Genomic DNA, 25,738 nt, shown 5'->3' on the forward strand with positions numbered 1-25,738 from the left:
TCCTACGTTCTTCACACTTAGCCTATCTGATCGAAAAGACTTTCAAGCCAAACTAGCATCACTTTTCAAATATGCACGGGATGGCTGGAAAGCAAACAAAGACTTTAAAGCAGCACAAAAAACCATAGAAGAATACAAAGAACTAGTAAGCAGCAAACTAGCTGCAACTATGAATCTGGGTCCTGACGGCATTACCTTTGATCAACTCCGCAACACTGCCTATGACCCAGCGAAGCAATTGAAACTTGCAGATGCAATGGAAGAGGCCATGCAGGGCCTTGGTAACGGACGCACCATTGACCCCGCCAAATTCCTTCGACGGATTCCCGGCGCTGCTTGGATTGATATATTCCGAGCATTTAATCAAGGTGGAATCACACTATCCTTTGCTTCCGCCGATCAAATTCGACGCTTCGAAGCCGACATGGAAAAGCTCTCGGAGCTTCGTCAAGAGATGTCAACTCTCAAAAACAAAATCAAACAAACTTTAGCAAGCGAACGAAAAGGGAGAGCTCCCAAAGGTAGTCATCGTTCGCTAGTTTCTCAACGAAAAGCGATACAACAGTCAGTAGCACCATTGGAATCAAAAGTAGCGCAAGCTATGAGTCCGATTGGAGAAGCACCAGGAAAGACCGGAATAAAAATAGCCGGTCTAAATAGTTCACAAGTAACTGAATTCCACCGAATGGCTGAAGATAGCCGACTGAGAAAGCAATACAAAGGCCTGAGCGCAGATGTCTACAAATCCGCTGGCGGCGACTTGTTCGCTTCTGCGGCCTTTGTTATGCAGGCGATTAATTTTATTGTAGTTCTCGGAGAAGTAAGAAGAAAAGAAACCAGGGATAGATCAGATGTCATATCATTTTTTAATGCGCTATTTTCCACCGTTGGGGGAGGATTTGCAGCGCTTCAAGGTATAGCAAGTACCAGCCTTTCGGTCGCGGTAAACAATTACACTAGTGTTGCAGGAAAAATTAAGTATGCCGCGCGCCTTGGCAAGCTGACTGGTTTCCTGGGGCTTGGAGGCTATGGATTTAGCACAGCAGCAGCTGTACTTAGCCTATCAGGAGAAAAAGGGTCGATTGCAAGATGGACTGAAGCAATGAGAACTGGCGATAGTGCCAAGCTGGCAGGTGCAAGCATGACTTTGGCTGGTGATTCTGGACAAGTTGTGGTAAACGGTTGGGCAACGACTCAGACAGCTCATAGTCTATTCAAAGCAACTACTACACTTAATGAAGCTAGAGCGGTGGCTTGGGCAACTGCAGGAGCAAGGGTATTGAGCATCGCAGCAAGGGCAAACTTAATCGGTTTAGTGCTGACAGGTTTGCAGTTGGGCGGAGAATGGATCTATAACCGCAACAACAAAACTGAATTAGATAACTGGCTACAAAAAGGTGCCTGGGGAAAAAAAAGCAACAATAACAGCTTAGATAAGGAGCGCCTACTCTTAGCGGACATTACTGGCGCCCCCAAAGTCACATTACGAAAAATCAATAATCAATCGATGGCTGTGCTTAGCATCCCAAGCATGACGGCTCGAGAGTTAGATGCAGCAGGTCTTGGAATTTCCGCCTACTGGATGAATAATCTCCAGCGAAACGACTGGGAGGCCTGGACTGAGCCGATGCTATATCAGCTAAACCTTATCAGCGACCAAGATGCACCACTAGAGTTAGGCTTGGAAATATTTCAGCATGAAGCAAATGCCCAGAGCGGTCTTGCTATTAAGCTTCGCTATCGACCACTTCCAAGCTCGGATGTTATACGAGAGAAAAAATTCGAGACACTGACATTGAATGCTGGCAATGATAAGGAAATACCCCCAACATCGATTTTGCGGACTCGCAAGGAAAACTCTCCTTGGGCACTCATAACCCATGACTATTTAAGTACATCCACCCAATCTCAAATATCCGGTTAATCAGATGCCAGCACCTGACAATAACATAATCGACGAAATCAATATAAAACTTCAAAGACCGACAGCCGGAGAAGTACGTAAATTTGCGACGGGTGAGGCCGTATTTCTGGCTCCACTCCCCGTCCCTACTGGCGACACCCCTATGGACTTAGACGGAAGTTTCATAGAAATCAATGAATCTTTTCTCGACATTGGAAGCAGTAATTTCAACAAGGCATTTCAAACACAAGCCATGATTGGACTCGTCATGGCTTTTATAATTACATGCGTTGTGATCGGCCCCCTTATCATTGGCCTAACAGCTTTTGGGGATCCTTATGGCCGAAGCTTTTCAGATAATTTTTTAGAGTTTTTCTTTCCAGGATTGGAATTTGCTATGTGGGGGGCCTTGGGTTTCTCAGCTATGGGGATTTACGTAATTCTCAGCAGTACTTTTAATAAAACTCGAAGCCGTCCAATCCGCTTCCATCGACAACGACGTGAGGTTTGCTTCTTTCCCAACGGGTCCGACGAGCAGGTCATCCAGCCATGGGAAGAAATGGTCTCATGGCTTTCCGTCAGCACGGGTGTTACAGGTGTAGGCGTCATGAGCAATTACACTTTTGGAATGGCATTCGACGACCAAAAACGTAATAAAGTGCACTTCGTTAACCAACAAGTTATGACGCCGACGCATGCATTAAGCAAGTGGGAAGCAATACGTATCTATATGGAAAAAGGCCCGAAATTTTGCCCCGGCAAGGCGCCATATGAAGGTCGACACACATTCGATCAACAACGCGAAACCATTAGTCAGGAATACCGCGAAGGCGACCGCTCCGCGCTTGGAGTTGGTTGGTGGTACTTTTCCCATCTAATCACCTTGTGGCGCTTTCCGTACTGGGTAGCGGAATGGGACCACCGCTACAGCATGAAGTCCTTACCTAACTCCATTGCTGAATGGTCAAAATCTCTACCGCCTGAGCAGTGGGCCAAGCCGAGTCAAGCTCTAAAAGAGCAAAGCGCCAAGATCGAGAAGGCTTTTACTCAGGGACAAGATTTCATGACTTACTTCAAGGCAAATCTAAACGCAAACAAGACAGAAGAATCGATAAATAACTGAATGAAAACGATGAGCCGCGTCCTTGAAGCATAAATACGACCGACTACCTCATGCCGGAGACTTTGAAAGTGAATCCGGCACAGAGATTGTCTACCTATCACCTAGGCCCGTCCCTACAGGTCTGCCGCTTTTCAGTGCGCGCCAACTGCACCGTAACACCAATGAAACCTTTCTAGACTTTGCTGTCGGGCAAGGCAATTTTGAATTTATGGCTAGAATTGGTATCGGCGCGGTCATACTCATTGTCACTTTGCTATTTTTTTTCTCTGCTTTCGCCTCTTACCTTAGAAGAAACGCAGAGCCATTTTTGAGTGGTTGGCTCAGCTTTTTTTTCAACCCTGTACTTTGGTTGATTATTGGCGCTATCGCACTTACCTATATTTATTTCTTCCATCAAGCCGCTCGACAAGTTTCAGCACACCCACCTGTTCGCTTTAACAGGCAGCGCCGCGAAGTCGTATTTGTACCTCAAAAGGGCCATAAACCACGATATGTACCTTGGGAAGATGTTATAGCCTGTGTCTCAGTGGGAAAACTCATTACCCAATATGCAGTGATGCCAGAATACAAACTTATGATTGGCCTGCGGGATGCCGGCACCGGAAATGTATTGTGGTCCGTTATACCCAGCAGTAATTTGAGCCTTGCCGTTTCTGAGTGGGAGGCAATTCGTGCCTATATGGAGGAAGGTATGTCTGCCCTCCCCCCAGATCAATCGGACGAACTAGAGGAAGGCTCCGTCGAATTCTTCCATCTGTGTCGTCGTAGTTATCGAGCAAATCACTCATTTCTACGTTACACCTGGGGCTTTTTGACAATACAATTTTTTAGCGGCTGGACAATACCGTGCTACATATCTGGTTGGGTGAACCGTCGGCCAAAAGCAGGTTTTCCTAAAGAAGTCCTGGAATGGTCAAGACCTCTCCCCACTGAGCAACACGCTCTGCCGAGCGAAGCGTTGCTCGAGGAAAGCGCTGAAATCCGGAAGGCCTTTGCCAAAGGGCAAAACCTGCTGGATTACTTCAAGGTGAAATTTTCCGAACCGGCTAACGAGCCCACAGTGGATGCATCCTAGGCCGAATACCGTTTATGGCTTTCCGAATGACACCTATCTCTGCGCAGCACGACGAGTTCGATATTAAACAGCAGCGCCCTGCTGCCGGTGAAACTCGTCGTTTTGCTACAGGAGAGGCTCTATTTTTTTCGCCACTGCCGGTGCCTACCGGGCAAATCCCAATGGATCTCGGCGGCAGCTTCGTTGAAGTCAACGACACCTACCTGGACTTGGGCAGCAGCAACCCCACCAAATCTTTCCAAGCACGTTTAGCTGTTTCGCTTCCTACAGTCGTAGTTCTCGTTTGTCTGTTTGTTCTCCCAACCTTGATGGGCTTCGCAGCATTCATAAATCCATTCGGTAGAAGCTTTTGGTTTTACTTCAGCGATTTTTTTGAGTTTGGACTATCACTAGCGCTCTGGTGTGGAGGAGGAGCAGCGCTGATCGGCCTGTACGCGATTATCAGCACCACCAGAAGCAAAGCCCGTACCCGACCTATTCGATTTAACCGTCAACGCCGAGAGGTCTGTTACTTCCCGGATGGTTCCGACGAACCAATGATCCAGCCTTGGGAAGACACGGTTGCGTGGATATCAGTCAGCACCGGATTTACAGGAGTAGGCGTAATCAGTAGCTACACCTTTGGCATGGCCATAGATAATCCCAAGGCCGATACGGTGCACTTTTTTGTACAAGAGGTCATGACTCCTATTCATGGACTAGGCAAATGGGAAGCCATACGTGTCTACATGGAAAAAGGTCCAGAATTCTGCCCTGGCAAAGCACCCTACGAGGGTCGTCACACCTTCGATAAAGAACGACAAGACATGCATGAGGAATACCAGCACAACGAGCGTTCCGCTTTAGGCGTTGGCTGGTGGTACCTGACACACCTGATCACTTGGTGGCGTTTTCCGTACTGGGTAGCGGAATGGGACCATCGTTTCAGCATGAAGTCTCTACCTGAATCCATTGCTGAGTGGTCTAAACCTTTACCGTCTGAGCAATGGGCCAAGCCGAGCCAAGCTTTGAAAGAGCAAAGCGCCAAGATCGAGAAGGCTTTTGCTCAGGGACAAGATTTCATGACTTACTTCAAGGCAAATCTAAACGCAAACAAGACAGAAGAATCGATAAATAACTGAATGGAAACGATGAGCCACGTCCTTGAAGCATAAATACGACCGACTACCTCATGCCGGAGACTTTAAAAGTGAATCCGGCACAGAGATTGTCTACTTATCACCTAGGCCAGTGCCTACAGGTCTTCCGCCTTTCAGTGCTCGCCAGCTGCATCGTGACACCAACGATGTCTTTCTGGACTTTGCAGTCGGCCGTGCAAATTTCGAGTTCATGGCTCGTGCAGGCATCGGTTCGGTAATGTTCATCACCCTCTTCTTCCTTTTTGTATCAGGTTTTGGCTCGTGGCTGAGAAGAGACGTTCAGCCTTTCTGGACCAGTTGGATAGATTTTTTTACAAACGCCTACGTCCAGGGATTCATCTGGTGTCTTTCCGCTGTTTACGTTTGTATATTTTGTTATGCAGTCCGCCAGATCACTGTTCACCCCCCTATCCGCTTTAACCGACAACGCCGTGAAGTTGTGTTCGTACCAAAAAAGGGAGCCGCGCCACGCTATGTCCCTTGGGAGGAGGCAATCGCTTGTGTATCCGCGGGCCAGCTTATTACTCAATATGCGGTGATGCCCGAATACAAGCTAATGATCGGTTTGCGTGATAGTGCCAGTGGCGATGTCTTGTGGTCCGTAGTGCCGAGCAGCAGTTTGAGTCTGGCCGTGTCCGAATGGGAGGCGATCCGCATGTACATGGAAGTGGGAAGTTTCGCGCTGCCATCTGATGAAACGGAAGAGTTTGAAGAAGGCAGCGTTCCCTTTTTCCACTTGTGTCGACGTAGCTACCGCGTGGATCACTCATTTCTACGCTACGTAGGGGGTTTTCTGGTCATTCAATTTTTCAGCGGCTGGACTTTGCCGTGCTATATCTCTGGTTGGGTCAACAACCGCCCAAAAGCCGCCTTCCCTAAAGAAGTCCTGGAGTGGTCAAGACCTCTCCCCATTGAGCAACACGCTACGCCAAGCGAAGCGTTGCTCGAAGAGAGCACTGAAATTCGGAAGGCCTTTGCCAAAGGGCAAAACCTGCTGGATTACTTCAAGGTGAAATTTTCCGAACCGGCTAAAGAGCCCACAGTGGATGCGTCCTAGGCCGAATACCGTTTATGGCTCTCCGAATGACACCTATCTCTGCGCAGCACGACGAGTTCGATATTAAACAGCAGCGCCCTGCCGCCGGTGAAACTCGTCGTTTTGCTACTGGAGAGGCTCTATTTTTTTCGCCACTGCCGGTGCCTACCGGGCAAATCCCCATGGATTTCGGCGGAAGCTTCGTTGAAGTCAACGAGACATTCCTCGACTTGGGCAGTAGTAATTTCGGCAAGGCTTTCCAAGCTAGGGCAATGATTGGGCTCGGTATGATATTCATCTTCTCATGCCTGATTGTTTTGCCTTTGCTTGCAGGATCTACTACTTGGGGAAATCCATTTTCCGAATCCTTTTGGGACAGAGCTGCAGGTATGTTCCATTTCGGTGTGACCTTTAGTCTTTGGGGAGGAGCAATAGCCGCGCTTCTCGGTACTTACGTTATTTTGAGCACTACCAGAGCGAAGTCCCGCACCCGTCCAATTCGATTCAACCGCCAACGTCGTGAAGTCTGCTTTTTCCCCGAAGGTTCTGACGCTCCTGTCATTCAACCATGGGAAGAGACAGTATCTTGGCTCTCAATCAGTACAGGTGTGACTGGAGTGGGGGTAACAAGCGCCTATACCTTTGGTATGGCGTTCGACGATTCCAGAGCTGACGTAGTGCACTTTGTGAGACAAGGAGTAATGACTCCTACTCATGGCTTGGGCAAATGGGAAGCCATACGTGTCTATATGGAAAAAGGCCCAGAGTTCTGCCCTGGCAAAGCCCCCTACGAAGGCCGTCACACCTTCGATAAAGAACGACAAGACATGCATGAGGAATACCAGCACAACGAGCGTTCCGCTTTAGGCGTTGGCTGGTGGTACCTGACACACCTGATCACTTGGTGGCGTTTTCCGTACTGGGTAGCGGAATGGGACCATCGTTTCAGCATGAAGTCTCTACCTGAATCCATTGCTGAGTGGTCTAAACCTTTACCGTCTGAGCAATGGGCCAAACCGAGCTCAGCTTTGAACGAGCAAAGCGCGAAGATTGAAAGAGCCTTTGCTCAAGGACAGGATTTCATGACGTACTTCAAGGCCAACCTCAGCAAAACCGAGACAAAAGAATCTGCGGATAGTTCGGCATTATGAGCGTAGATATCAAACAACCCGGTGATTGGCGGGACTTGAGCAATCAGCACCCTGTCGCTGGTGAGACCCGACGTTTTGCCACTGGCGAGGCATTGTTCTTTTCACCACTACCCATTCCTACCGGGCAGACACCAATGGACTTGGGTGGAAGCTTTCTTGAGGTCAACGATACTTATCTCGATGTCGGTAGTAGCAACTTCAATAAGGCTTTCCAGGCCAGAGTGATGATCGCAAGTGTAATGCTCTTGTTGATTGTAAGTTTGATAGTAGGACCTTTTATCGCAGGCTTGATGAGTATCGGTGATCCCTACGACCGAACATTTATATACATTTTCAAAGAGTTTTTTCCCATGGGTGCTGCCATCGGTGCTTGGGGAGCGGCAGGCGCAGCGGTTTTAGGACTGTATGCAGTGATCAGTACCACCCTCAATAAATCCAAGACCCGCCCCATCCGCTTCAACCGCCAACGCCGCGAAGTCTGCTTTTTCCCCAACAACTCCGACGAACCCGTCATCCAGCCATGGGAAGAACTGGTCGCCTGGCTCTCAGTCAGTACCGGTTCAACCGGCGAAGGCATCATCAGCACTTACACCTTTGGCATGGCCTTCGACGATCCCAAGTCCGACACAGTCCACTTCGTAAACCAAGGTGTAGCAACACCCATCCATGGCTTGGGCGAGTGGGAAGCAATCCGCGTTTATATGGAAAAAGGACCGCAGTACTGCCCCGGCAAGGCGCCTTACGAAGGCCGCCATACCTTCGATCAAGAGCGTGCCGATATGCATGAGGAATACCAACACAACGAGCGCTCGGCGCTTGGCGTTGGCTGGTGGTACCTGACACACCTGATCACTTGGTGGCGTTTCCCTTACTGGGTTGCAGAGTGGGACCATGGCTACAGTATGAAAGCGCTGCCGGATTCGATTGCAGACTGGTCGAAACCACTGCCCCCGGAGCAATGGGCAACGCCAAGTGCCGAGTTGGTTGCACAGAGCGCCAGGATTGAAAAAGCCTTTGCTCAGGGCCAGAGCTTCATGGAGTATTTCGACGCCAGTAAGCACCCGATGCAAAAAACAAGTTAAGAAAAACGGGCGATCAAATGATCGCCCGTTTTTTATGCACGCTCAGCCAATAAACTCTCTTCAACCTCATACTTGACTACCACCCGATTCTTATAAAGCCGCGCACTCTCCAATACCTGACTCTCCTGCCCCTTGCTCCTCACATCCCGCCAGATTTCATTCTCCCGAAACACCCGCCCGCCTTCACGCACAAACCGGTGTTCCCGTTGATAAACGTGATACCGAAACGCCCGGACCTGATCACACAACAACTCCCCTTCCAACTGCTGCTCAGCCACTTTCAACTTCAACTGAAAGTGCCGATCCGTCGGGTTGTGCAGCACCAGGTCGATGTAGTTGTAAAAGATCGCCGCCCCGGAACCGAATGGCAGCACGCGCCCCTCGTCAGGAAATGGGTCGAAGCTGTGATTCGATCGCTCGACTACCAGCAGCGGGGAGTGAATCGCCATCCAGTGGATCAGGTTGCTTAGTTGGCAAATCCCGCCACCGACGCCGCTGCGCGCTTCACCGAAGGACAGTTCCATGCCTTCGACGTAACCGCGTTTTCGGGTCGGTCGGCCGACCAGACGGCAGAAGGAAAAGTATTCACCGGGGCCAATGACCACGCCGTCTATTGAAGCCACGGCCAATTTCAGGTTCACGACTTTGTTGTGTTGCAGCTGCAAATCGGAGTCGCCGAGTTTGCGGATCAGTTTGGAGGTGTGTTTGAGGTATCGGTACGGCAAGCGCTCAAAGGTGTCTTTCGGGCGAGCGTAACGTTTGCGGGAGAAGCGCCACGCCAGTTGGCGGAACAGTCTTTTTTGCCACACGCGCAGCCAGTAGAGGGCCGGGTGATAAAGGGAGAGAGGTTTCATCCGTGTCAGAACGGCGGCTGCCGTTTTTATCCTTTACAAGAAATGCTAGGCATCCTATCGGATTTATGCAGTGCATATTGCACTTGAAGAAGGTGTTCGCCCAGTGTAATGGCCTCGGCAATCCATGCACTGGTAAAGAGCCCTGACACTGGGCGAACGGGAGGGATTTTAATAGAAGTTGGCGGATATGTCCGTGTGCATAAACATGAAATTTGTGTACACAATGTTTAACAAAATGTCGATTGCAATATTACGCCGACAACTTTTTAAACCCACCAGTTAGACCATTAATTCTGATCATTCCTATACAAGAAACTGTACAGGAATGATCAAGCTGTAGAGCCAAGACTCAACTTTAGTGTTGAGTGGTCACTTTCAATACATCGGTATACGTCACGACGACGCTCTGCCCTACTTTCAAGTCTTTCAGTTTTTTCTGAACTTCAGGTTTTTCAACGTTGATGGTTTTCGAGTGTCCGCGGGGTCCCTTGAAGGTCACCTGGTTTTTCGCCACATCAATTTTGGTGATTTGCAGTTGTACCTGTACCTGACGGAAGGCTTCACCCCCAGGGTTGGGGTCGTCTTTGGTGGCGCGGATTTCTCCGGTGCGTTCGGTAGAGCCCGGCAGACCTTTGTCGACATCGGTGTCGAGGTAAGCGGCAACCGAGCGGATAACCTCGACAGTGACCTTATCACCGACCTTCAGGTTACCCAGATTCTTGGCATTGTCGCTCAGTTGTACATTCACCTCACGGCCTTCAGCACCTTCAAGGACGACTTGGTGGTTGGCGGCGTCTACGGCCAGGACTTTGGTCGTGACTTGATCGGCTTCAACGACGGCAGACAACGGAATGTCCGCTGCCACGGCGCTGAAGCTGACAGTGGACAGCACGGTGGCGAGGGTGATGGCTTTGGTCAGAGCATGAAGTTTCATAAGCGGAACATTCCCTGTGGTGGATGGCAGCAGACGGCTCTGAATCGAGGTTCGGCGCCGTCTGTGCCACTGAGCATAGACGCTGTTCAGCGATTGTCCGCCGTCTCTTGCACGGGTGGACGCGGTACGTCGGAGTATTTCGAGGCACGCGCTGTCGAGAGCTGCGGCTCAATACCCGGTCATTTCCAGATAGCCCTGCCCTGCATGACTGCCGCTCAGGCGCACGGGGCCTTCCCAGTATGGAATGCGCAAATTCATCCAGGCATTGCGATTGAGGGCATCGAGGGTGATGTCGAGGTGCTTGGCGGGGATTTTGATTGACCAGCGAACCGGCATCGAACGACCGGCGACTGTCGCGGTGTCTTGTGGCGTGAGGATGATGTCGGCGGCGTGCAATAACTGAGTCTGGCCCTGCGCGTCGATCCAGGTGCCGGTGAGATACGGCTCGCCGTTTTTCTGCCGCATGCGGTACAGCATGACCTGTTCGCCGCTGTCCAGGTGCAGGGAAAACCAGTCCCAACCTGTCTGATTGGCGGTCAGTGGCTGGCTGCTCCACTCGCGGTCAAGCCAGGCTGGACCGCTGACCTGATAGGCCTTGCCGTCGATATCCAACGTGCCGCTGGCCTGGAAAAACGGCTGGCTGTAGTAGTACGACGCCTGGCCCTGTTCGGATTTCTGACTGAAACCCTTGTCGCCCTGAAGCACCAGTGGACGCGTGGAAGTCAGCCGCAGCTGGTAGCCGAACGCCTTGTCGCGGGCACTGAGTTGAAGCTCCGCCAGAGGATCGGCGCCCTGGCTGCTGAATCGCCAGTCGTCGATCCACGCATTGAACGGGTCAAGACTCACTCCCGCCTGACCAACGCCGCCCCGGGAATAACGCTCGGCAGCATGATGCACCGTGGCAGAGGTCACCGCAGCATGCCCCAACCAGATCACCTGATTGCCCCAACCCGCCACCTCGGGCGCGGCTTTCAAGGCACTGCGAAACAGCGTCCATTGCACGCCGAACTCGCGGCCCTGATCGTCCTTGAGGTTAGCCGTGACGTACCACCACTCGATCCGAAAGCCATCGTGGGGACCGTGATCCGCCGGGAAACTGAACACCCGGCCGGGCACTACGGGTGTGAACGCGGCAGCTTCACCCCCGAGCCCGGCGAAACCTTTTTCAACCGACGCCGTGTCATCGCAGCCGCTCAAAAAAAGTGCCAGCAACAACGCGCCGAGCTTAATCCTCATGAGCAAACGTCCTCAGCAGGTCCGCCGGTTGCGAGCGATACAGCGAGTACAGCGGCCACGCCGACGCCAGCAAAGTCGCGAGCAACGCCAGCCCCATCAACTGCAACAGCTGCAACGGAAAGACCCGCAACGGCAGGCGCCAGCCGAACGCCTGAACGTTGATCACCGTGTCCAGGCACCACGCCAGCGCGATGCCCAACGGCAACGCCAACATCAGCGTCAGCACTGCCAGCAGCCAGGTTTGCCCGAGGTTGAGCAGCATCAATTGTCGGCGCGTCACGCCCAGCGCCCACAGGGGCGCGAGTTGTCCGAGGCGGCTCTGACTCTGGGTCAGCAGGCTGATGAACAGCGCCACGCCCGCGACTGCGAGGGTCAGACTGTTCAGCGCGGCAGTGGCGGCGAAGGTGCGTTCGAACACTTGCGTGGACCAGCCCTTGAGCCGGGCCTGATCGACGATGCGACTGTCATCGAGGGCGAAGCGCGCTTGCAGGGTTTGCAGGAACGGCGCAATCAACGGCGGGTCGATACGCAGGTTGAAACGGTTCGGCGTCAGTTGCGGCCAGCCGCGCAGCAGATGATTGACGTTGACCAGGAGGTGACCCTTGGGGTTGCCGTAGTCGGCGTAGATCCCGACGATTCGCGGCGACCAGGGGCCCGCCGGTGTGGGAATCGTCAGGTGGTCACCCAGATGCACTTTCAACCGCCGCGCCAGTTGTTCGCTGAGCATCAAGGCGTCGTCCTTGGCCAGCCGGTCCCACGGGTTGTCGCCCAAGGCCTCCAACAGCGGCCAGTGCTGGCGATAGGTCGGGTGATCGATCACGCCGAACACGTCCGCCGGCCAGCCTTGCAACTGGATCGACACCTGCCAGTTGGGCAGCACCGCGCTGAGGGAGGGTTGCTGTTTGAGCCAGCTCTGCAGTTCTCTGGCCTGGGCCGGATTTTGCGGGTTCACGTACAGCTCGGCAGTCAGGCGTTGTTCGAGCCAGTTGCTGAAGGTCTGGCGGAAACCGGCGGTCATGCTGCCGGCGCCGATGTTCGCCGCCAATGCCAACAGCAGCGCCATCAGCGCCAGGCTCAGGGCCGGCAGTTGCTGGCGGCAATCGGCGAGAAACCATTGGCCGAGCACCGAGCGGCTGCGATGCAGCGTCAGGTTCAGCACGCTGTTGAGCACCACCGGCAGCGCCAGTGCGGCACCGATCAACAATGCCGCCATCAGCACAAATCCACTGGCGAGGCTGTCGCCCCGGATCAGCGCCAACAACGCGATCACGCCGGCAATCGCCGCGACCCAAGCCTGGCGCCGCAACCAGCTTGCGTGAGCCTGGTGCCAGGCTTGCGGATCGGCCAGGGCCAGCAACGGCAGACGCGCCGCCCGCAACAAACTGTTGGATCCGGCCAATAACGCGCCGAACAGGCTCAGACCGACACCACTGAGCCACCACCATGGACTGAGGCTCAACTGCCCCGCCACTTCGGCACCGTACAAACCGCGCAAACTGGCGGCGACATCCGGCAGCAGCACGCTGGCCAGCAGGTATCCGCTGGCAACGCCGGCGAGGCCGCCGAGCAGTGCCAGGCCGCCCAGTTCAACGGCGAGGCAAGCGATCAACATCCGTGCGCTGACACCACAGGCGCGCAGGGTTCGCAGCAGCCCTCGGCGTTGTTCCAGCGCCAGCCCGATGGCCGCGTGAACGATGAACAGGCCGACCACGAAAGACAGAAAACCCAAGGCATCGAGGTTCAGGTGAAAACTTTCGGTGAGGCGCGAGAGGTTGTTTTCTTCGCCGCTGCTTTTGAGTTGGAGCTGGCTTTTGAACTGATCCGGCAAGGTGGCGGTGAAATTCTTGGGCAGCAGCAGACGTGACAGTTGCTCCGGCAGCCCCAGAATCTGCTGGGCGAAGCCGATATCCACCAGCAACACGCCGGGGGCCATGTCGGTTTGTACATGCAACGGCGGCAATGTCGCCCCGCTCAACGTCAGCGGCTGCTCGCCTTCGCGCATGCCCAACGCTTGCAACGTCTGCGGCGAAATCCAGGTGCTGCCCGGCGGGCTGAAAAACCGGACGATCTGCTCGATGTCCAATGCCCGCCCGGCCACCGCTGACCCGGCCGGCAGCGACACCGGCTCGATGCCCATCAGTTGCAAGCGCTGGTCTTCATGGCCCTTGAGCGTCACCCGCCCTTGCAGCACCGGCGACACCGGCCAACCGGCGCGGCGCAGTTCGATAAACAATGCCTGAGAAAAAGTCCCGCCACCGGGTGCGCTGAGGCTGGCCTGCGGCTCACCGCCGATCAACTGACTGGCCCGCGCATAACTTTCCCGCGCCTGACTGTTGAGCGCCTGCACACCGGTCAGCAGGCTGGTGGCCAGCCACAGCCCGGTCAGCACACTGAAAAACTGCACCGGGTGCTGCCGCCAATGGCTGAGCAGCGCCCGCAACGTCTCGCGAAAGACCCTCACCTCAGTGCTCGTCCGCGCCAGCCAGACGGCCATGGTGCAGCACCACTTTTTCTGCCAGGCGCGCGGCCACTCTCGGGCTGTGGGTGACCATCAACAACGTCGTCGGACTGTCGTCGAGCAGCTCCAGCAACAACTTCAGCACTTCATCGCTGGTGGCTTCATCGAGGCTGCCGGTGGGTTCGTCGGCCAGCAGCAGTTTAGGTTGCGACGCCAGCGCCCGGCCCAGCGCGACTCGCTGTTGCTGGCCGCCGGACAACTGCTCCGGATAACGCCGCAACACATCGCCCAGGCCCAGGCGCTTGACCAGATGCGCCTGCCAGCGCGCATCATGCCGCCCCGCCAGCCGCGCCTGAAACGCCAGATTGTCTTCCACGCGCAAACTGCCGATCAGGTTGAACTGCTGGAACACCAGGCCGATTTCGGTGCGTCGCCAGTTCGCCAGTTGCCCTTCACTCATCCGTTCAAGCTGATGCTCACCACTGCGGATGCTGCCGCTATCGACCTTGTCCAGCCCGGCGATCAAGTGCAGCAAGGTGCTTTTGCCGCTGCCCGACTCGCCCATCAGCGCCAGGCTGCTGCCGGATTTCAGCGTCAGGTCGACACCTTGCAGCACCGACAGAGGACCTTGCGGAGTGGCGTAGCTTTTGAAAACGCCTTGGACCGAAAGCATGGGTGAACCTGTTTGAGGGGCGTGGGGCAAAGGATAGCGGCCGCGGAAGTGGAGTTGGGACAAATTTCAGGTTTGCGTTGCACGTTAGGGCCCCATCGCGAGCAGGCTCGCTCCCACATTGGATCTTCGTTGCGCCAAAGATCAAGGTGGGAGCGAGCCTGCTCGCGATAGGGGCAACTCATTTTCGGCTCAAAAACTCAGCACTTCACCCCCACCCACGTAAAACACAACGGCAACTGCGCCTCTCGCTGCTGATACTGATCATAAATCTCCTCCCGGTTGGAATGCGGATATTCCTTGAAGTGGCTGATCTGCAACCCCGCTTCGATGGCGCCGGTAAACATCTCGCTGAGGGTGTGGACGAACCAGTAGGACGTCGCGGCTTGCTGTTCGACTTTGCCTTCGTAGACGATCGGCTGGTCCTGCACGAAAGGTTCGCGGCGGAAGTACGAAGTGACCGGGCGAAAGGGATCGTCTGATTCGGGGTCGAACATTTCCAGGAACGGGTGGGTTTCGTACACCACCAACGCCCCGCCGGGCTTGAGGGTGCGGGCGACGTGGCGGAAGAATTCGCCAATGTCCGGCATCCAGCCCAATACGCCGATGGTGATCAGGGCCACATCGAACCGGTGGTGCAGTTCACTCGGCAAATGATGAATATCAGCCTCGACGAATTCAGGCGCGTGCGGCGAGCGGGAAGCCAGTTCCCGCGCCTGGTCGAGAAACGCCGCGGACTGGTCAACGCCGACGACGCTGCGGGCACCGAGCGCAAACAGCGAAAGACTTTCGCGGCCGTTGTTGCAGCCCAGTTGCACCACGTCCTTGCCGTCGACCCCGACCTGCTCCAGCACACCGCGCAACGTGTCGTCGATGCAGCAGAAATCGCCCAGTGTCACGGCCTTCAACAGGGACGGCCATTCGGGATTGTCTTTGTGGTGTCGGGCGGAGTCATTCCACGCATCGCGGTTGCTGGCGATGGCTTTTTCTTTGGTCAGCATTTCCATTGCACGCTCCAGAACTCGGGTTTATCAGACCGGCCCGAGTCTAGATCAGCGTTTTTGAAAAACCCATGTAGCGTTTGTTGGAATGTTGTAAGCCGGCAACGCCCCCGTACGGCAGCTATAGTTAATGGCCTTGGGGAATTGCGGGACAACCGATTTCGCAGGTGCTGCCATGAAACACACCGATTTGATGCTGTTGCTCATCTTCTGCCTGACCGCCACCACGGGGGTTCACGCGGATGACAACCTGACGCCGCCGTCCGGGTACAGCAGCGAGTTCAACTATTACGGCGAAAACCAGCCGTTCGCCCACCCCGTTCCGCCGACGCTGAGCACGGTGCCACCGCGCTCGTACATTCCCACGGCGCCGCAGGATTTCATCCCGATCTCCAGCGAGCACGTGTTCTCCGATTCACGGTTGCCGACCGTCGCGGATGCCACCGTCCGGGTGTTCATCCGCTCCTATGACCCGGAACTCGGCGTCTACGTGAACGAAGAAGTCGTCGACCCGACGTGCCTGCTGGCCTGCCTCAGTCGACAGGGCCAGGCGACGCCCGTCTACCACTGACGCTTGTCCGGGCGGGCGAGGCCGAGTTTTTCGATCCGGTAACGCAGCATGTCGCGGCTCAAACCCAGCAGACGCGCGGACTTGGTGACGTTCCAGTCGGTCTTGTCGAGCATCTTGCGCACCATGTCGCGCTCGACCTCCGGCAGGTTCATCGACTCGTTGCCGTTGTACGCCGGGCGCACTTCATTATGGGGCGCCTCGGGCATCGCCACCGGCTCGTCCACCAGGCTCAGGCAGACGTTCAGCTGGTGCGCGGCGATGGTGTCGTACTGGGCCAGCAGCACGGTTTGTTCGAGCATGTTGCGCAACTCGCGCACGTTGCCCGGCCAGCTGTAGCTCATGAGCAATTCTTCGGCCTGTTCGCTGAAATGCAGGTTCGGTTTGCCATAGCGTTTGCCGTGGATGGCGAGGAAGTGCCGGGCCAGCAACAGGACGTCTTCGCCACGGGTATAAAGGCGCGGCACCTTGATCGAAATGATGCGCAAACGGAAGAACAGGTCACGGCGGAACTTGCCCTGCTGGACCATTTGTTCGAGGTTGCAATTGGTTGCGCTGATCACCCGCAAATCGACCTTGCGCTCCTTCACCGAACCGACCCGGCGAATGGTCCGGTCTTCCAGCAGCTTCAGCAGTTTGGCTTGCAGCAGCAGGTCCATTTCCCCGACTTCATCGAGAAACAAGGTGCCGCCATCCGCCGCTTCCACAAGGCCGACGCGACGGTCCTTGGCGTCGGTGAATGCCCCCTTCTCGTGGCCGAACAGCTCCGACTCCACCAGATTGGAGGGAATCGACGCGCAGTTGAATTCAATGAACGGGCCCTTGCTGCGCGGGCCGTCGAAATGCAGTGCGCGGGCCACCAGTTCCTTGCCGGTGCCCGTCTCGCCTTCCACCAGCACCGGCGGCAAATCGGCGTTGGCCATCCGGCGCTCGGCGTCGAGCAACTGGCCGATGGTGTTCTTCAGAAAGACCATGGGCCCCGATTCGCCGATCAACGCCTGCACCCCCGACTTCTGCGCTTCGCGTTCCTGATAGAACGACAGCGTGCGCTCCATCCGCTCGGTGGCCAGGGCCTTGTCCAGCAACAGCTTGAGTTCCGGCAGCGCCACCGGTTTGGTGACGTAATGGAACGCGCCTTCTTTCATCGCCACCACGGCGTCTTCGACATTGCCGTAGCCGGTCATCATGATCACTTTCAGGTCCGGCGCGCTGATACGCAGCTTCTGGATCAGATCGTGACCGCTCATGCCCGGCAACGAGTTGTCGGTCAGTACGACGTCCGGGGCAAACGTGTTCATTTGCTTCAGCGCATCTTCAGCCGAGTGGCAGACCGTCACCTCGAAGTCTTTGCGTTCCAGGTAGGTCTGAAGATTCCCGGCGAGGATTTCGTCATCCTCGACCAGCAGAATGCTGTACCCCATATTCCCCTCCCGTTGCCACTTTGAAGTTCAGACAAACGCGGGTTCCTTCCTGCTCCTGGCTGGTCAGTTCGACCGAACCTTCAAAACGCTCCATTATTCTTTTGACCAGGGCCAGGCCCACACCCAACCCGCCTTGCTTGGTGGTGAAAAACGGTTTGAAAACCATTTGTTGCTGCTGTTTGGTCATGCCCTTGCCGGTATCGCTCAGGGTCATGCGCAAGAGTCCGGACTGCGGCGACTCGATATCGATGCTCAGCACACCGCCCTTGGGCATGGCTTCCAGGGCATTGGCGAACAGGCTATTGAGAATTTGCGTGAGCAGCACCTGTTGGCTGACGACCGGTGGGCAAACCTGCGGCGTGAACCGGACTTCGACACCGGAGCGCTTGATCAGCGCGTCAAAGGCACTCAGGGTGTCGTCGATGGCCAACACCAGGTCTACCGTTTCGTAGTCGTCATTCACCGGCCGCAACGACACCAGCAACTCGCGAACCCAACGCGACATGCGATCGACCTGGTTGATGATGTCGCCGATGTTCTTCTGCGCGCTCTGACTGGCGATTTCCTGGGCCAGTTCGGCGCTGGAGCGAATGTTCGCCAGCGGGTTGCGCAAACTGTGGGCCACGGCCGAAGACATTTCCCCCAGCGCGACGAAGGTTTCGTTGGCAATCAGCTGTTTCTGCTGACTCTCGATCAGCTTCGCCGCACGTCGCACAATCCAGAACAGCCCCAAGTAGATGGCGGCACCACCGAGCACGGTGGCCAGCCAGATGGCCTTGAAACCGCGCTGGATACGTTCAACCAGATCAGTAGGCTCCTTGTAGACCTCGACCATGGCGATGACTTTGCTTTTGTCGGCGTTGAACATCGGGATGTAGTTTTCAACGAACAGGTACTGGGGCTCGTGCAACAGTTTTTGTTCGGGACGTTCTTCATCGACTTCGTGGTAGCTGGTGGAAACGGGCTCCTTCATTTCGAAAGATTCGTCCAGTTCATCGTCGTCTTCGATGCGTACGCCGATCAGCTCCGGGTTGGTCGACCAGACCACGGTGCGATCCTGGGCATACACCGTGGCCAACAGCAGGTCCGGCAGGTTCGCCACATGATCGAGAAACTCGATGCGTGCCGCAGCACGTGCGCCCGGGTTCACGTCGGGATGGGCGTTATCCAGGCGAGAATCGAGCATTTCGCCCATGGTTCTTTCCGGGGAAATCGATGCGTGGCGGATTTCGGCAGCACCGATGGCCTGGATAAATTGCGCGGTCAGCATGGAATCGCGTTCGATGCTCTCCTCCACCACGAAACGGGTGGAGATGTACCCCAGCCCCGCCGCCACGGCGGCAATGATCAAAAAACTGGCAAAGGAAAACCAGCGCAGCAGATTGAATTCGCCACGCCAGCTCGTGCATTCCCCCGCCGGAAGGTTCGACGGAGCAGGTACTTTTTGTTGTTCGAGTATCTGCATGGTGGGTCCTGAATTCGGTACTGGCATGAAGCCTATTCAGTGGCGTTTCGCATCAGTGTAGGTGTCATTGATCGAGTCGGCGGTTCAATGATAGTAATTCGCCGCTATGGCACCTGCGCCGCTTGCAACGATTGCTGACGATCGGTTTCCTCCTGCAAAAAATCAATGATGGACTGCGCCGCTTTCTCATCAAGGCGCAGGTTTGGCATCGGGATTTTGTCGAAGCGTTGAAACAGTTCCAGCGCAATCGGGTCTTTTTCGGCCAGCATGCGATCCGGTTCGCGGATCCAGCGATTGAGCCAGGCGGGATCGCGCACGCGGGTTACGCCGATCAGGTCCGGACCGATGGCGCGCATGCCGATGCCCTGCCCGTCTTGCGGCCCGAGGCTGTGGCACGAGGCGCAACGGGTGCGAAACAACTCTTCGCCGTTGCTCGGCGGGCGGATCTCGGGCGCATCGGCATAATTTTCTTCAACACTGGGTTGCTTCCAGTTCTGCAAGGTATTGGCCAACTGATCGGCGAGGATCCATGGGTTCTCGAACGGTGAGGCTTTCATCCAGCGACCGGTGCCCTGGTTGCCGACGATCAGGCTCAGGTTGTGGTCCTTGCTGCGACCGTTGTCGACGCCCTCGATGAACAACCCGAGCTTTTTGCGCAGATCGGTGACGGCCTCGAACTCCCCGGTGAGGAACTGCCAGCCCGGTCCGACTTTGAAGCGCTGCGCGTAGGCCTTGAGCACCTCGGGTGTATCGCTCAAAGGGTCGATGCTGATCGAATAGAAAAAAATATCCTGACCGACCCGGGGCCCCAACAACTGCTGCACCTGGCGCAGGCGCGCGGTTTCCAGCGGGCAGGAGTCGCTGCACGTGGTGAAGATGAAGTTGATCACCACCACTTTGCCTTTGATCATGTCATCGAAAAAACGCACCTGCCGACCGTCCTGGTCGGTCAGCAAGGTGTTGGGAAAGTAATCGCGCCCCCAGGGTGTCGCCGAATCCGTCGGCGACGGCGACAGTGCGCCTTCATGAGCGAGCAGCACCTGGCTGGCCAGCAAAAACGTCACCAGTACCAGAATCAGGTGCATGCCCAGTGCGCGGGAGCGCGGCGTGTGCAGTGTCATGTCGGCTCCCCTGCGGATCATGGCTTGATCACCACTTGTGGGCCGTAGCCATCGCCAGTGCGGAAGGTTGGCAGTGCAGCAGAGTTCACGTAGCGCACGCCATCCCAGCTCGGCAGCGGAACCGGCATCAATTGCAGTTGCCCCGGTTTCTCAACGTCCCAACGCAACAGCATGGAGTTGTCCTCATGTTGAGTGTTGTGGCAGTGCTCCATGTACGTCCCGGCGAATTCGCGGAAGTGGATCGCAATCTCGACGCTGTCCAGGCCGTCCTTTTCCGGACCGATGCGGTACACGTCCTTACGTGCCCATTTTTCCCATTCCGGTGGTAGCTTGCCGCCGCGACTGAGGATGATCCCCTCCTCGAAGTGCACGTGAACCGGGTGGCTCCAGCCTTCGCCGCCGAGCTTGATGTTCCACACTTCCAGCGTACCGAAGCCCGTGGCGCCGGCATCGGTCGGGCCGGAGGCCAGTTTGGTCGAGACGTTCAGCCGACGAGGGTCCATTCTGAAACCGAAACCGCCGTCGGTCTTGATTGTCCACGGCGCCGAATCGGTGCCGTCGGAACGACCGAAGGTGAAGGTGCGATGACGGGCCTTGGCCAGCAGCGCCTTGTCGGCCACATTATCGCGGTGAATTTTCAGCGGGATCATCACCAGGCCTTCAGCCTTGCCCGGTTTGGCCGGTTCATAGGCCGCCGGGTCCATGGCCAGGTCCTGACCGGTGTAGGCCTTGACGTTGAATTGCAACACTTTGCCTATCGCCGGATCACCGTCCTCCCACTTCGGCCCCTTGCTGGATTGCCTGATGACGGCCTTGTACTTCTCGGACAGCACGTCAGCCAGGGCGACGGGTTCTTCCGGGCCCTTGCCGTCTTCGTGCACCAGCAGGTTGACGAAGAACAGCTTGTCGCCCGCCTTGACCCCGTTTTTCGAGAAGTTGACGACGATGTCGAAACGCTCGGCGATGCCCATGGTTGGCAGGATCGCGTTGTGATTTTGAGTATCGCCGTCGGCATCCAGGTCCATGGTGCCGTCGAATGGCACGGCGTGTTCCATGATGTTGCCGTCGTTGGCAATCATGTGGAACGGCACACGGGCGTACGACAAGCCTGACCCGACAGGCCCTGGGAACTCGCCACCGGTGCCCTTGATCTCGCGCACCAGCGCCAGTTTGAAGTAGCGCGATACCGAGCCATTGAGCATGCGGAACCGATAGCTGCGGGCGCGCACATCCAGGACCGGTTTCCACTGCCAGTTGACCAGCACCTGATCACCGAGGAAGCCGTCGGTATTGAACGGGTTAAACCACAGTTGACCGTTCTTGTCCCACGCTTTATCGGCAAACAGCAGGTTGACGTCGTAGTCGCGGTTGCCCCAAGGCAAGGCGTTGCCACTGGGTAAACGCAGGTTGACGCCGTCATTCACCGCTTCATTGCCACGGTCCAGGGCGCTGTAGTAGTTCATCATCGCCGCGTTGCCCTTGTAGACGTTCTGCGCGGTGAAATCGAGCATGTGGTCATGAAACCAGTGGGTGCTCATGGTTTCGCGCCAGTCGCCACGGATCTTGATCGTGCCGTTGTCGCAGGTCTTGCGGCTGGGGATGAGGTCGTTGGTCCACAGGGTTTCGCCCGGCGAGCACGGAAAAGCTGCACGCGGGTCTGTAGCCGTGGTGTTGATGCTGTCGTAGCCAGCCAACTGGATCGGCCAGCGGTAGTCGTAGAATTGCCCGGGGAAGAAAAATGCGTTGGCATAACCGTCGCTTTCCGCCGGTTGGTGACCATTGTGTTCGTGGGTGCTGAGGGTGTGCAGACCAAAACCCATGTTCGCCGACGGGTCGATCGGCAAGGCGTTGTAATGGCGCATCAGCACGGGTTGTCCGTAACGCACCATGAGCAATTTTGGCGGCAAGGTGCCGTCGAAGGTCCAGACCGATTTATGGTTCTGCACCGGCATTTTCGGGTGAAAACGCGCATCGACGCCTTTGGCGGTGCCTACGGTCGTCGGCAGGCCAGCCACATTGTAATAGAGGCCACCGGGGCCAAACTCGCCCATGGCATAGCGGTGCATCTGACGACTGTCACGCAACCCGGTATTCACCCGTGCGCCGGATTGCACAGTCTTGTAGGCGATCTGCGGATAAAACTCGTTCCAGCGCTGGTGCGACCAGCCTTTTCCTGGTGGACGGCCTTCAGCCGACGAACCGATACGCCGGTTGAGGAAAAATTCGATCTGCTTCTGCCAAGGGTTGCGATCGACCACGTTGGAATAATGGCTGGGAAACGGGGTCAGTCCGGGTTGGCGCATGAAAGCGTCGAGCGCCGCACTCGGCGGAGCGCTGCGAGCGACGCTGGTGGGATCCTGTTGCGGCAGCGGGCCGATGGCGGCCGGTGGAAACGGCAACTGCGCCGCCGGGGTGGTGGGGTCGAGTTTTTCCGGACCGAACTCTTCGAACAGCACCAGTTGCTGAGTGAACGGCAGAGCACCGTACAACGGGCTGGGTTTGCCGTTGGTAGGGTAATTGAAGCTTGTCTGTATCGCCGGCGGAAGGACGTTTTCCTTGAGCGGGGTCTCTCGGGTGCCTTTGACGCCAGCCGGCAAGTCGAAGGCATCCAGGTTGGCGGGGGGCATGGTCAAAATGGCGTTCAAGGCACCTGCCTTGTCAGCCGGCTCGTCGTAATACGCCGAAGGGTCGGAAGGTGGCGGCTGCCCCTCGTCGTCGATCGGGCTGGCGCGCAGGCTCGTTGTGCCGAGCGTCATGGCCACAAAAACGCTAAGGGGCGTCAGGAGACCAAACCATTTGCAGGGGTGCAGCGCTTTTCTGTCCATCACCAGCCGCCTCGAAGTCGTGAAGGGGGTAATGGGGGTTTTGCAAGGAGCTCGCCAGACTTGCTACAGCCTATACAAACGCACTAATACTCGTTAAAACAATGGCTTATCAACATCAATTTGCCATGCTCTGAAAAACGACTGGGGAATGACACCCGCAACCGGGGAAAGTTCGTCCCCATTTCAGGGACTGCGTTGGAACGACAGGCGAACACTTGTGCCCTCGCCCTCGCGACTGTCCAGGCTCACCGTACCGCCGCAGCGCTCCATAATCCGCTTGACCAGTACGAGCCCGACGCCGAGCCCGCCTTGCTTGGTGGTGAAAAACGGCCGGAAAGCCATGCTGCGCTGTTCCTCGTTCATGCCTCTGCCGGTATCGCTCACCACCACGCTGACGTCTCGGGCATCCGTCGGCTCCAAAATGACGGTGAGCGTGCCGCCCTGGTCCATGGCCTCCAGCGCGTTGGCCAGCAGACGGTTGAGTATCTGCGTCAACTGCAACTGCTGGCTCAGGACCATGGGCGTGTCCTTCGGCTCGAACACCACATGAACGCAGGCCTTGGCGATCTGCTGCTCGAAGGCCATGAGGCTGTCGTGCACCGCCGCCACCAGGTTCACCGGTTCCGGTTCATCGGTGAGCGGGCGCAAGGATTGCAGCAATTCCCTGACCCACGTCGACATGCGATCGACCTGCCCGATGATGTCGTTGATGTTTTGGTGCGCCGGGCCATTGTCGAACTCCAGCGCCAGTTCGGCACTGGAGCGAATGGTCGCCAACGGGTTACGCAAACTGTGGGCCACCGCCGATGACATCTCACCCAGGGCGACAAAGGTTTCGTTGGTGATCAATTGTTTTTGCTGCGCCGCCAACAGGATCGCCGCACGCCGCACGATCCAGTACAGCCCCAGATAAATCAGCCCGCCGCCCAGTGCGGTAGCCAGCCAGATCAACACCAGACCGCGCTCCATGCGGCTGATCAGGTCCTCGGGTTCCTTGTAGATCTCGACCATCGCCGTGACGTGCTCGCCGTCGGCATCGAACAGCGGAATGTAGTTTTCGATGAAGATGAATTCCGGCGGCGAGACGAACTTTTGCTCCATGCGTGTCTTGTCGACGTCGTGATAACTGGTCGACACCGGCGTCCTGGAGGCGAATGCGCGCTCAAGGTCTTCGTCGGCATGGATCGTGGTGCCCATCAATGCCGGGTTGGTCGACCAGATCACCATGCGGTCGGGGGCGTAGATGTTGGCAAGGATCACGTCAGGCAAGTGCTCGATGTGGTCGAGAAATTCGCCCCGGGCGTTGGCGCGGGCCATCGGGTCTACGTCGGGGAAATCCTTGTCCTTGCGCGGGTCCAGCAGCTCGCCCATGCTGCGCACATTGGGAATGGATACGTGGCGCACCTCGGTCAAGGCAATCGTCTGAATGAACTGCGAGGTCAGCAATGCATCGCGCTGCACGCTCTCGGTAATCACAAATCGCGTGGACACAGCCCCCAGCGCCACCGCCACCGTACCAATCACCGCCATGCTGATGAGGGAAAACCAGCGCAGCAGATTGAACGGTTGCTTTCGCGAGCTCAAGCGCACATCGCCCTCTTCGGACTGGAGCGATTGTGTGGGCATGTTCATGGGCGTACTTCCCGGCGATTCCCCCCATTGGTTATAGCCCACGGTCAGGCATTTGCCCGGTATTGGGTGTTGACGTGACGATCCCCTGTTGGATCCATCACTCGATACACGCGTAACCGTTCGGCAAACACACATTCAGTGGTTTTGCCTTTGCAAACTGCCACGAGCACAGTCTGGCGCTTCCGCGATTTTCAGCAGTGCTTGCTCATGTTTAACCACGCGTGTTTAAAAACACTTCGTGTTACTTCGCGCAGGCTACAACGCCTTGCGCCATTGCCTACGCTTGCGCCAGAATCCGCCGGCTTGTGCGCCTTGATCTTGGGCTTTATCGTTTTCCGGTCGCTGAAAATCAGTGATCGGGTTTGGTAGCCCGAGCTGCATAAGGTGCATTGCATCGCCATTTGAGGCTTCTGGTCTCGCATTTATGGTGGTCATGCACAGGGCGCCTTCGGGCGCGCCGGTTTCCTTGTGCCCGGTCTACCAACCTGCGTATGGCCACCACCCCTCGTTTGGTAGCGAGGGTGATGGCTCCTTGTTGTTAGCATAAGGAGTTTTATTTATGTTCAAAGTAACGCCCAATCCACCGGACACCGATCCGGCATCGCCGCAAGACAATCCCGATTCAGAAGCACATCGCGAGGCAGTCAATCGCGCCCTCGATTTCTACTTCAACCCTGCCGCCCAGAACGCTCACATCAAAGCTACTCCGCGAACACCCACCACCCTGTTCATCGTCAACCCGGAGCTCGATACCGAAACCCTGCTGGCCCATGCGTGTGAATCCCTGGCATCGGCCAATGTCATGGCGACAGATCTGGCGGATCAACTGGACGGGACATGCCGCAACTCCCTGCTGGGGATTGCGCAAGTCATCATGCTGGGCGAGTTGGCGGTGAATCGGGCGCTGGATCAATTAGCCCCCACCGAGTAGCGACTGCGTCCAGCTGTCTGTAGGAGCAAGCTTGCTCGCGATGGACTCACGATCGTCGCGCTTATCCAGATAACACGCGTCTTCGTTAGCGCCCATCGCGAGCAAGCTTGCGC

21 protein-coding genes are annotated in these 25,738 nt (G+C 56.2%); 9 read left to right on the forward strand and 12 right to left on the reverse strand.

What is annotated here, in order from left to right:
- Nucleotides 1–169: 169 nt before the first annotated feature.
- Genes KGB25_RS11550 through KGB25_RS11580 form a run of 7 tightly spaced genes read left to right on the forward strand, consistent with a single transcriptional unit; the run spans nt 170 to nt 8,509 of the window.
- The gene (locus KGB25_RS11550; protein WP_223434997.1) at nt 170–1,924 is read left to right on the forward strand and encodes a hypothetical protein; all 1,755 of its coding nucleotides are present in this window, start codon (nt 170–172) and stop codon (nt 1,922–1,924) included.
- A 4-nt stretch (nt 1,925–1,928) separates the two neighbouring features.
- The gene (locus tag KGB25_RS11555; protein ID WP_310650443.1) at nt 1,929–3,026 is read left to right on the forward strand and encodes a DUF6708 domain-containing protein; all 1,098 of its coding nucleotides are present in this window, start codon (nt 1,929–1,931) and stop codon (nt 3,024–3,026) included.
- A 22-nt stretch (nt 3,027–3,048) separates the two neighbouring features.
- Nucleotides 3,049–4,101: a DUF6708 domain-containing protein gene (locus KGB25_RS11560; RefSeq protein WP_223434998.1), complete on the forward strand. Its 1,053-nt coding sequence runs from the start codon at nt 3,049–3,051 to the stop codon at nt 4,099–4,101.
- 26 nt (nt 4,102–4,127) lie between these two features.
- On the forward strand, nt 4,128–5,222 hold the full coding sequence (locus KGB25_RS11565) for a DUF6708 domain-containing protein (RefSeq protein ID WP_317850747.1): 1,095 nt from the start codon (nt 4,128–4,130) through the stop codon (nt 5,220–5,222).
- A gap of 22 nt (nt 5,223–5,244) precedes the next feature.
- On the forward strand, nt 5,245–6,297 hold the full coding sequence (locus KGB25_RS11570) for a hypothetical protein (RefSeq protein WP_223434999.1): 1,053 nt from the start codon (nt 5,245–5,247) through the stop codon (nt 6,295–6,297).
- A 26-nt stretch (nt 6,298–6,323) separates the two neighbouring features.
- Nucleotides 6,324–7,427: a DUF6708 domain-containing protein gene (locus tag KGB25_RS11575; protein WP_223435000.1), complete on the forward strand. Its 1,104-nt coding sequence runs from the start codon at nt 6,324–6,326 to the stop codon at nt 7,425–7,427.
- Nucleotides 7,424–8,509 carry a DUF6708 domain-containing protein gene (locus KGB25_RS11580; RefSeq protein WP_317850746.1) on the forward strand — a complete coding sequence of 362 codons (1,086 nt, stop codon included), beginning with the start codon at nt 7,424–7,426 and terminating at the stop codon, nt 8,507–8,509. The genes KGB25_RS11575 and KGB25_RS11580 overlap by 4 nt, the downstream gene beginning before the upstream one ends.
- A 32-nt stretch (nt 8,510–8,541) precedes the next feature.
- Here KGB25_RS11580 and KGB25_RS11585 read toward each other — a convergent pair whose 3' ends face one another.
- From KGB25_RS11585 to KGB25_RS11610, 6 genes are all read right to left on the reverse strand, one after another.
- The gene (locus tag KGB25_RS11585; protein WP_223435001.1) at nt 8,542–9,363 is read right to left on the reverse strand and encodes a VanW family protein; all 822 of its coding nucleotides are present in this window, start codon (nt 9,361–9,363) and stop codon (nt 8,542–8,544) included.
- 355 nt (nt 9,364–9,718) lie between these two features.
- Nucleotides 9,719–10,297, reverse strand: a complete 579-nt coding sequence (locus KGB25_RS11590; protein WP_207286173.1) for a hypothetical protein — start codon at nt 10,295–10,297, stop codon at nt 9,719–9,721.
- A 168-nt stretch (nt 10,298–10,465) separates the two neighbouring features.
- Nucleotides 10,466–11,533, reverse strand: coding sequence for a lipocalin-like domain-containing protein (locus KGB25_RS11595; protein WP_223435002.1), 1,068 nt, complete (start codon nt 11,531–11,533; stop codon nt 10,466–10,468).
- On the reverse strand, nt 11,523–13,994 hold the full coding sequence (locus KGB25_RS11600; protein WP_223435011.1) for an ABC transporter permease: 2,472 nt from the start codon (nt 13,992–13,994) through the stop codon (nt 11,523–11,525). Before KGB25_RS11600 ends, KGB25_RS11595 begins: the two co-directional genes overlap by 11 nt.
- A 1-nt stretch (nt 13,995) precedes the next feature.
- Nucleotides 13,996–14,664, reverse strand: coding sequence for an ABC transporter ATP-binding protein (locus KGB25_RS11605; RefSeq protein ID WP_223435003.1), 669 nt, complete (start codon nt 14,662–14,664; stop codon nt 13,996–13,998).
- 197 nt (nt 14,665–14,861) lie between these two features.
- Nucleotides 14,862–15,668 (reverse strand): class I SAM-dependent methyltransferase, encoded by an 807-nt coding sequence (locus tag KGB25_RS11610; protein WP_008043610.1) that lies wholly within the window; start codon nt 15,666–15,668, stop codon nt 14,862–14,864.
- Nucleotides 15,669–15,837: 169 nt separating this feature from the next.
- Between KGB25_RS11610 and KGB25_RS11615 the strand changes: the two genes are divergently transcribed.
- Complete coding sequence (locus KGB25_RS11615) at nt 15,838–16,233, forward strand: hypothetical protein (protein ID WP_008034150.1); 396 nt, start codon at nt 15,838–15,840, stop codon at nt 16,231–16,233.
- Here the strand turns inward: KGB25_RS11615 and KGB25_RS11620 are convergent.
- The 6 genes from KGB25_RS11620 to KGB25_RS11645 form a co-directional block, all read right to left on the reverse strand.
- Nucleotides 16,224–17,651 carry a sigma-54-dependent transcriptional regulator gene (locus KGB25_RS11620; protein WP_207286177.1) on the reverse strand — a complete coding sequence of 476 codons (1,428 nt, stop codon included), beginning with the start codon at nt 17,649–17,651 and terminating at the stop codon, nt 16,224–16,226. The genes KGB25_RS11615 and KGB25_RS11620 overlap by 10 nt on opposite strands.
- Nucleotides 17,620–19,116: a sensor histidine kinase gene (locus KGB25_RS11625; RefSeq protein WP_008034155.1), complete on the reverse strand. Its 1,497-nt coding sequence runs from the start codon at nt 19,114–19,116 to the stop codon at nt 17,620–17,622. The genes KGB25_RS11620 and KGB25_RS11625 overlap by 32 nt, the downstream gene beginning before the upstream one ends.
- A gap of 104 nt (nt 19,117–19,220) precedes the next feature.
- Entirely contained in the window at nt 19,221–20,237 is a 1,017-nt protein-coding gene (locus KGB25_RS11630; RefSeq protein WP_223435004.1) for an SCO family protein, read from the reverse strand.
- 17 nt (nt 20,238–20,254) lie between these two features.
- The gene (locus tag KGB25_RS11635) at nt 20,255–23,062 is read right to left on the reverse strand and encodes a multicopper oxidase domain-containing protein (RefSeq protein WP_207286178.1); all 2,808 of its coding nucleotides are present in this window, start codon (nt 23,060–23,062) and stop codon (nt 20,255–20,257) included.
- A gap of 183 nt (nt 23,063–23,245) precedes the next feature.
- On the reverse strand, nt 23,246–24,694 hold the full coding sequence (locus KGB25_RS11640; protein WP_207286179.1) for a sensor histidine kinase: 1,449 nt from the start codon (nt 24,692–24,694) through the stop codon (nt 23,246–23,248).
- Between the two features lie 255 nt (nt 24,695–24,949).
- Nucleotides 24,950–25,129, reverse strand: coding sequence for a hypothetical protein (locus KGB25_RS11645; RefSeq protein WP_157222791.1), 180 nt, complete (start codon nt 25,127–25,129; stop codon nt 24,950–24,952).
- 124 nt (nt 25,130–25,253) lie between these two features.
- Here KGB25_RS11645 and KGB25_RS11650 point away from each other — a divergent pair, with 124 nt between their 5' ends.
- Complete coding sequence (locus KGB25_RS11650; protein WP_008034164.1) at nt 25,254–25,625, forward strand: DUF6124 family protein; 372 nt, start codon at nt 25,254–25,256, stop codon at nt 25,623–25,625.
- Nucleotides 25,626–25,738: the final 113 nt, after the last annotated feature.

This window comes from Pseudomonas sp. BF-RE-21 (genome assembly GCF_019947305.1).
GTDB classification, from domain to species: Bacteria; Pseudomonadota; Gammaproteobacteria; order Pseudomonadales; family Pseudomonadaceae; genus Aquipseudomonas; species Aquipseudomonas migulae.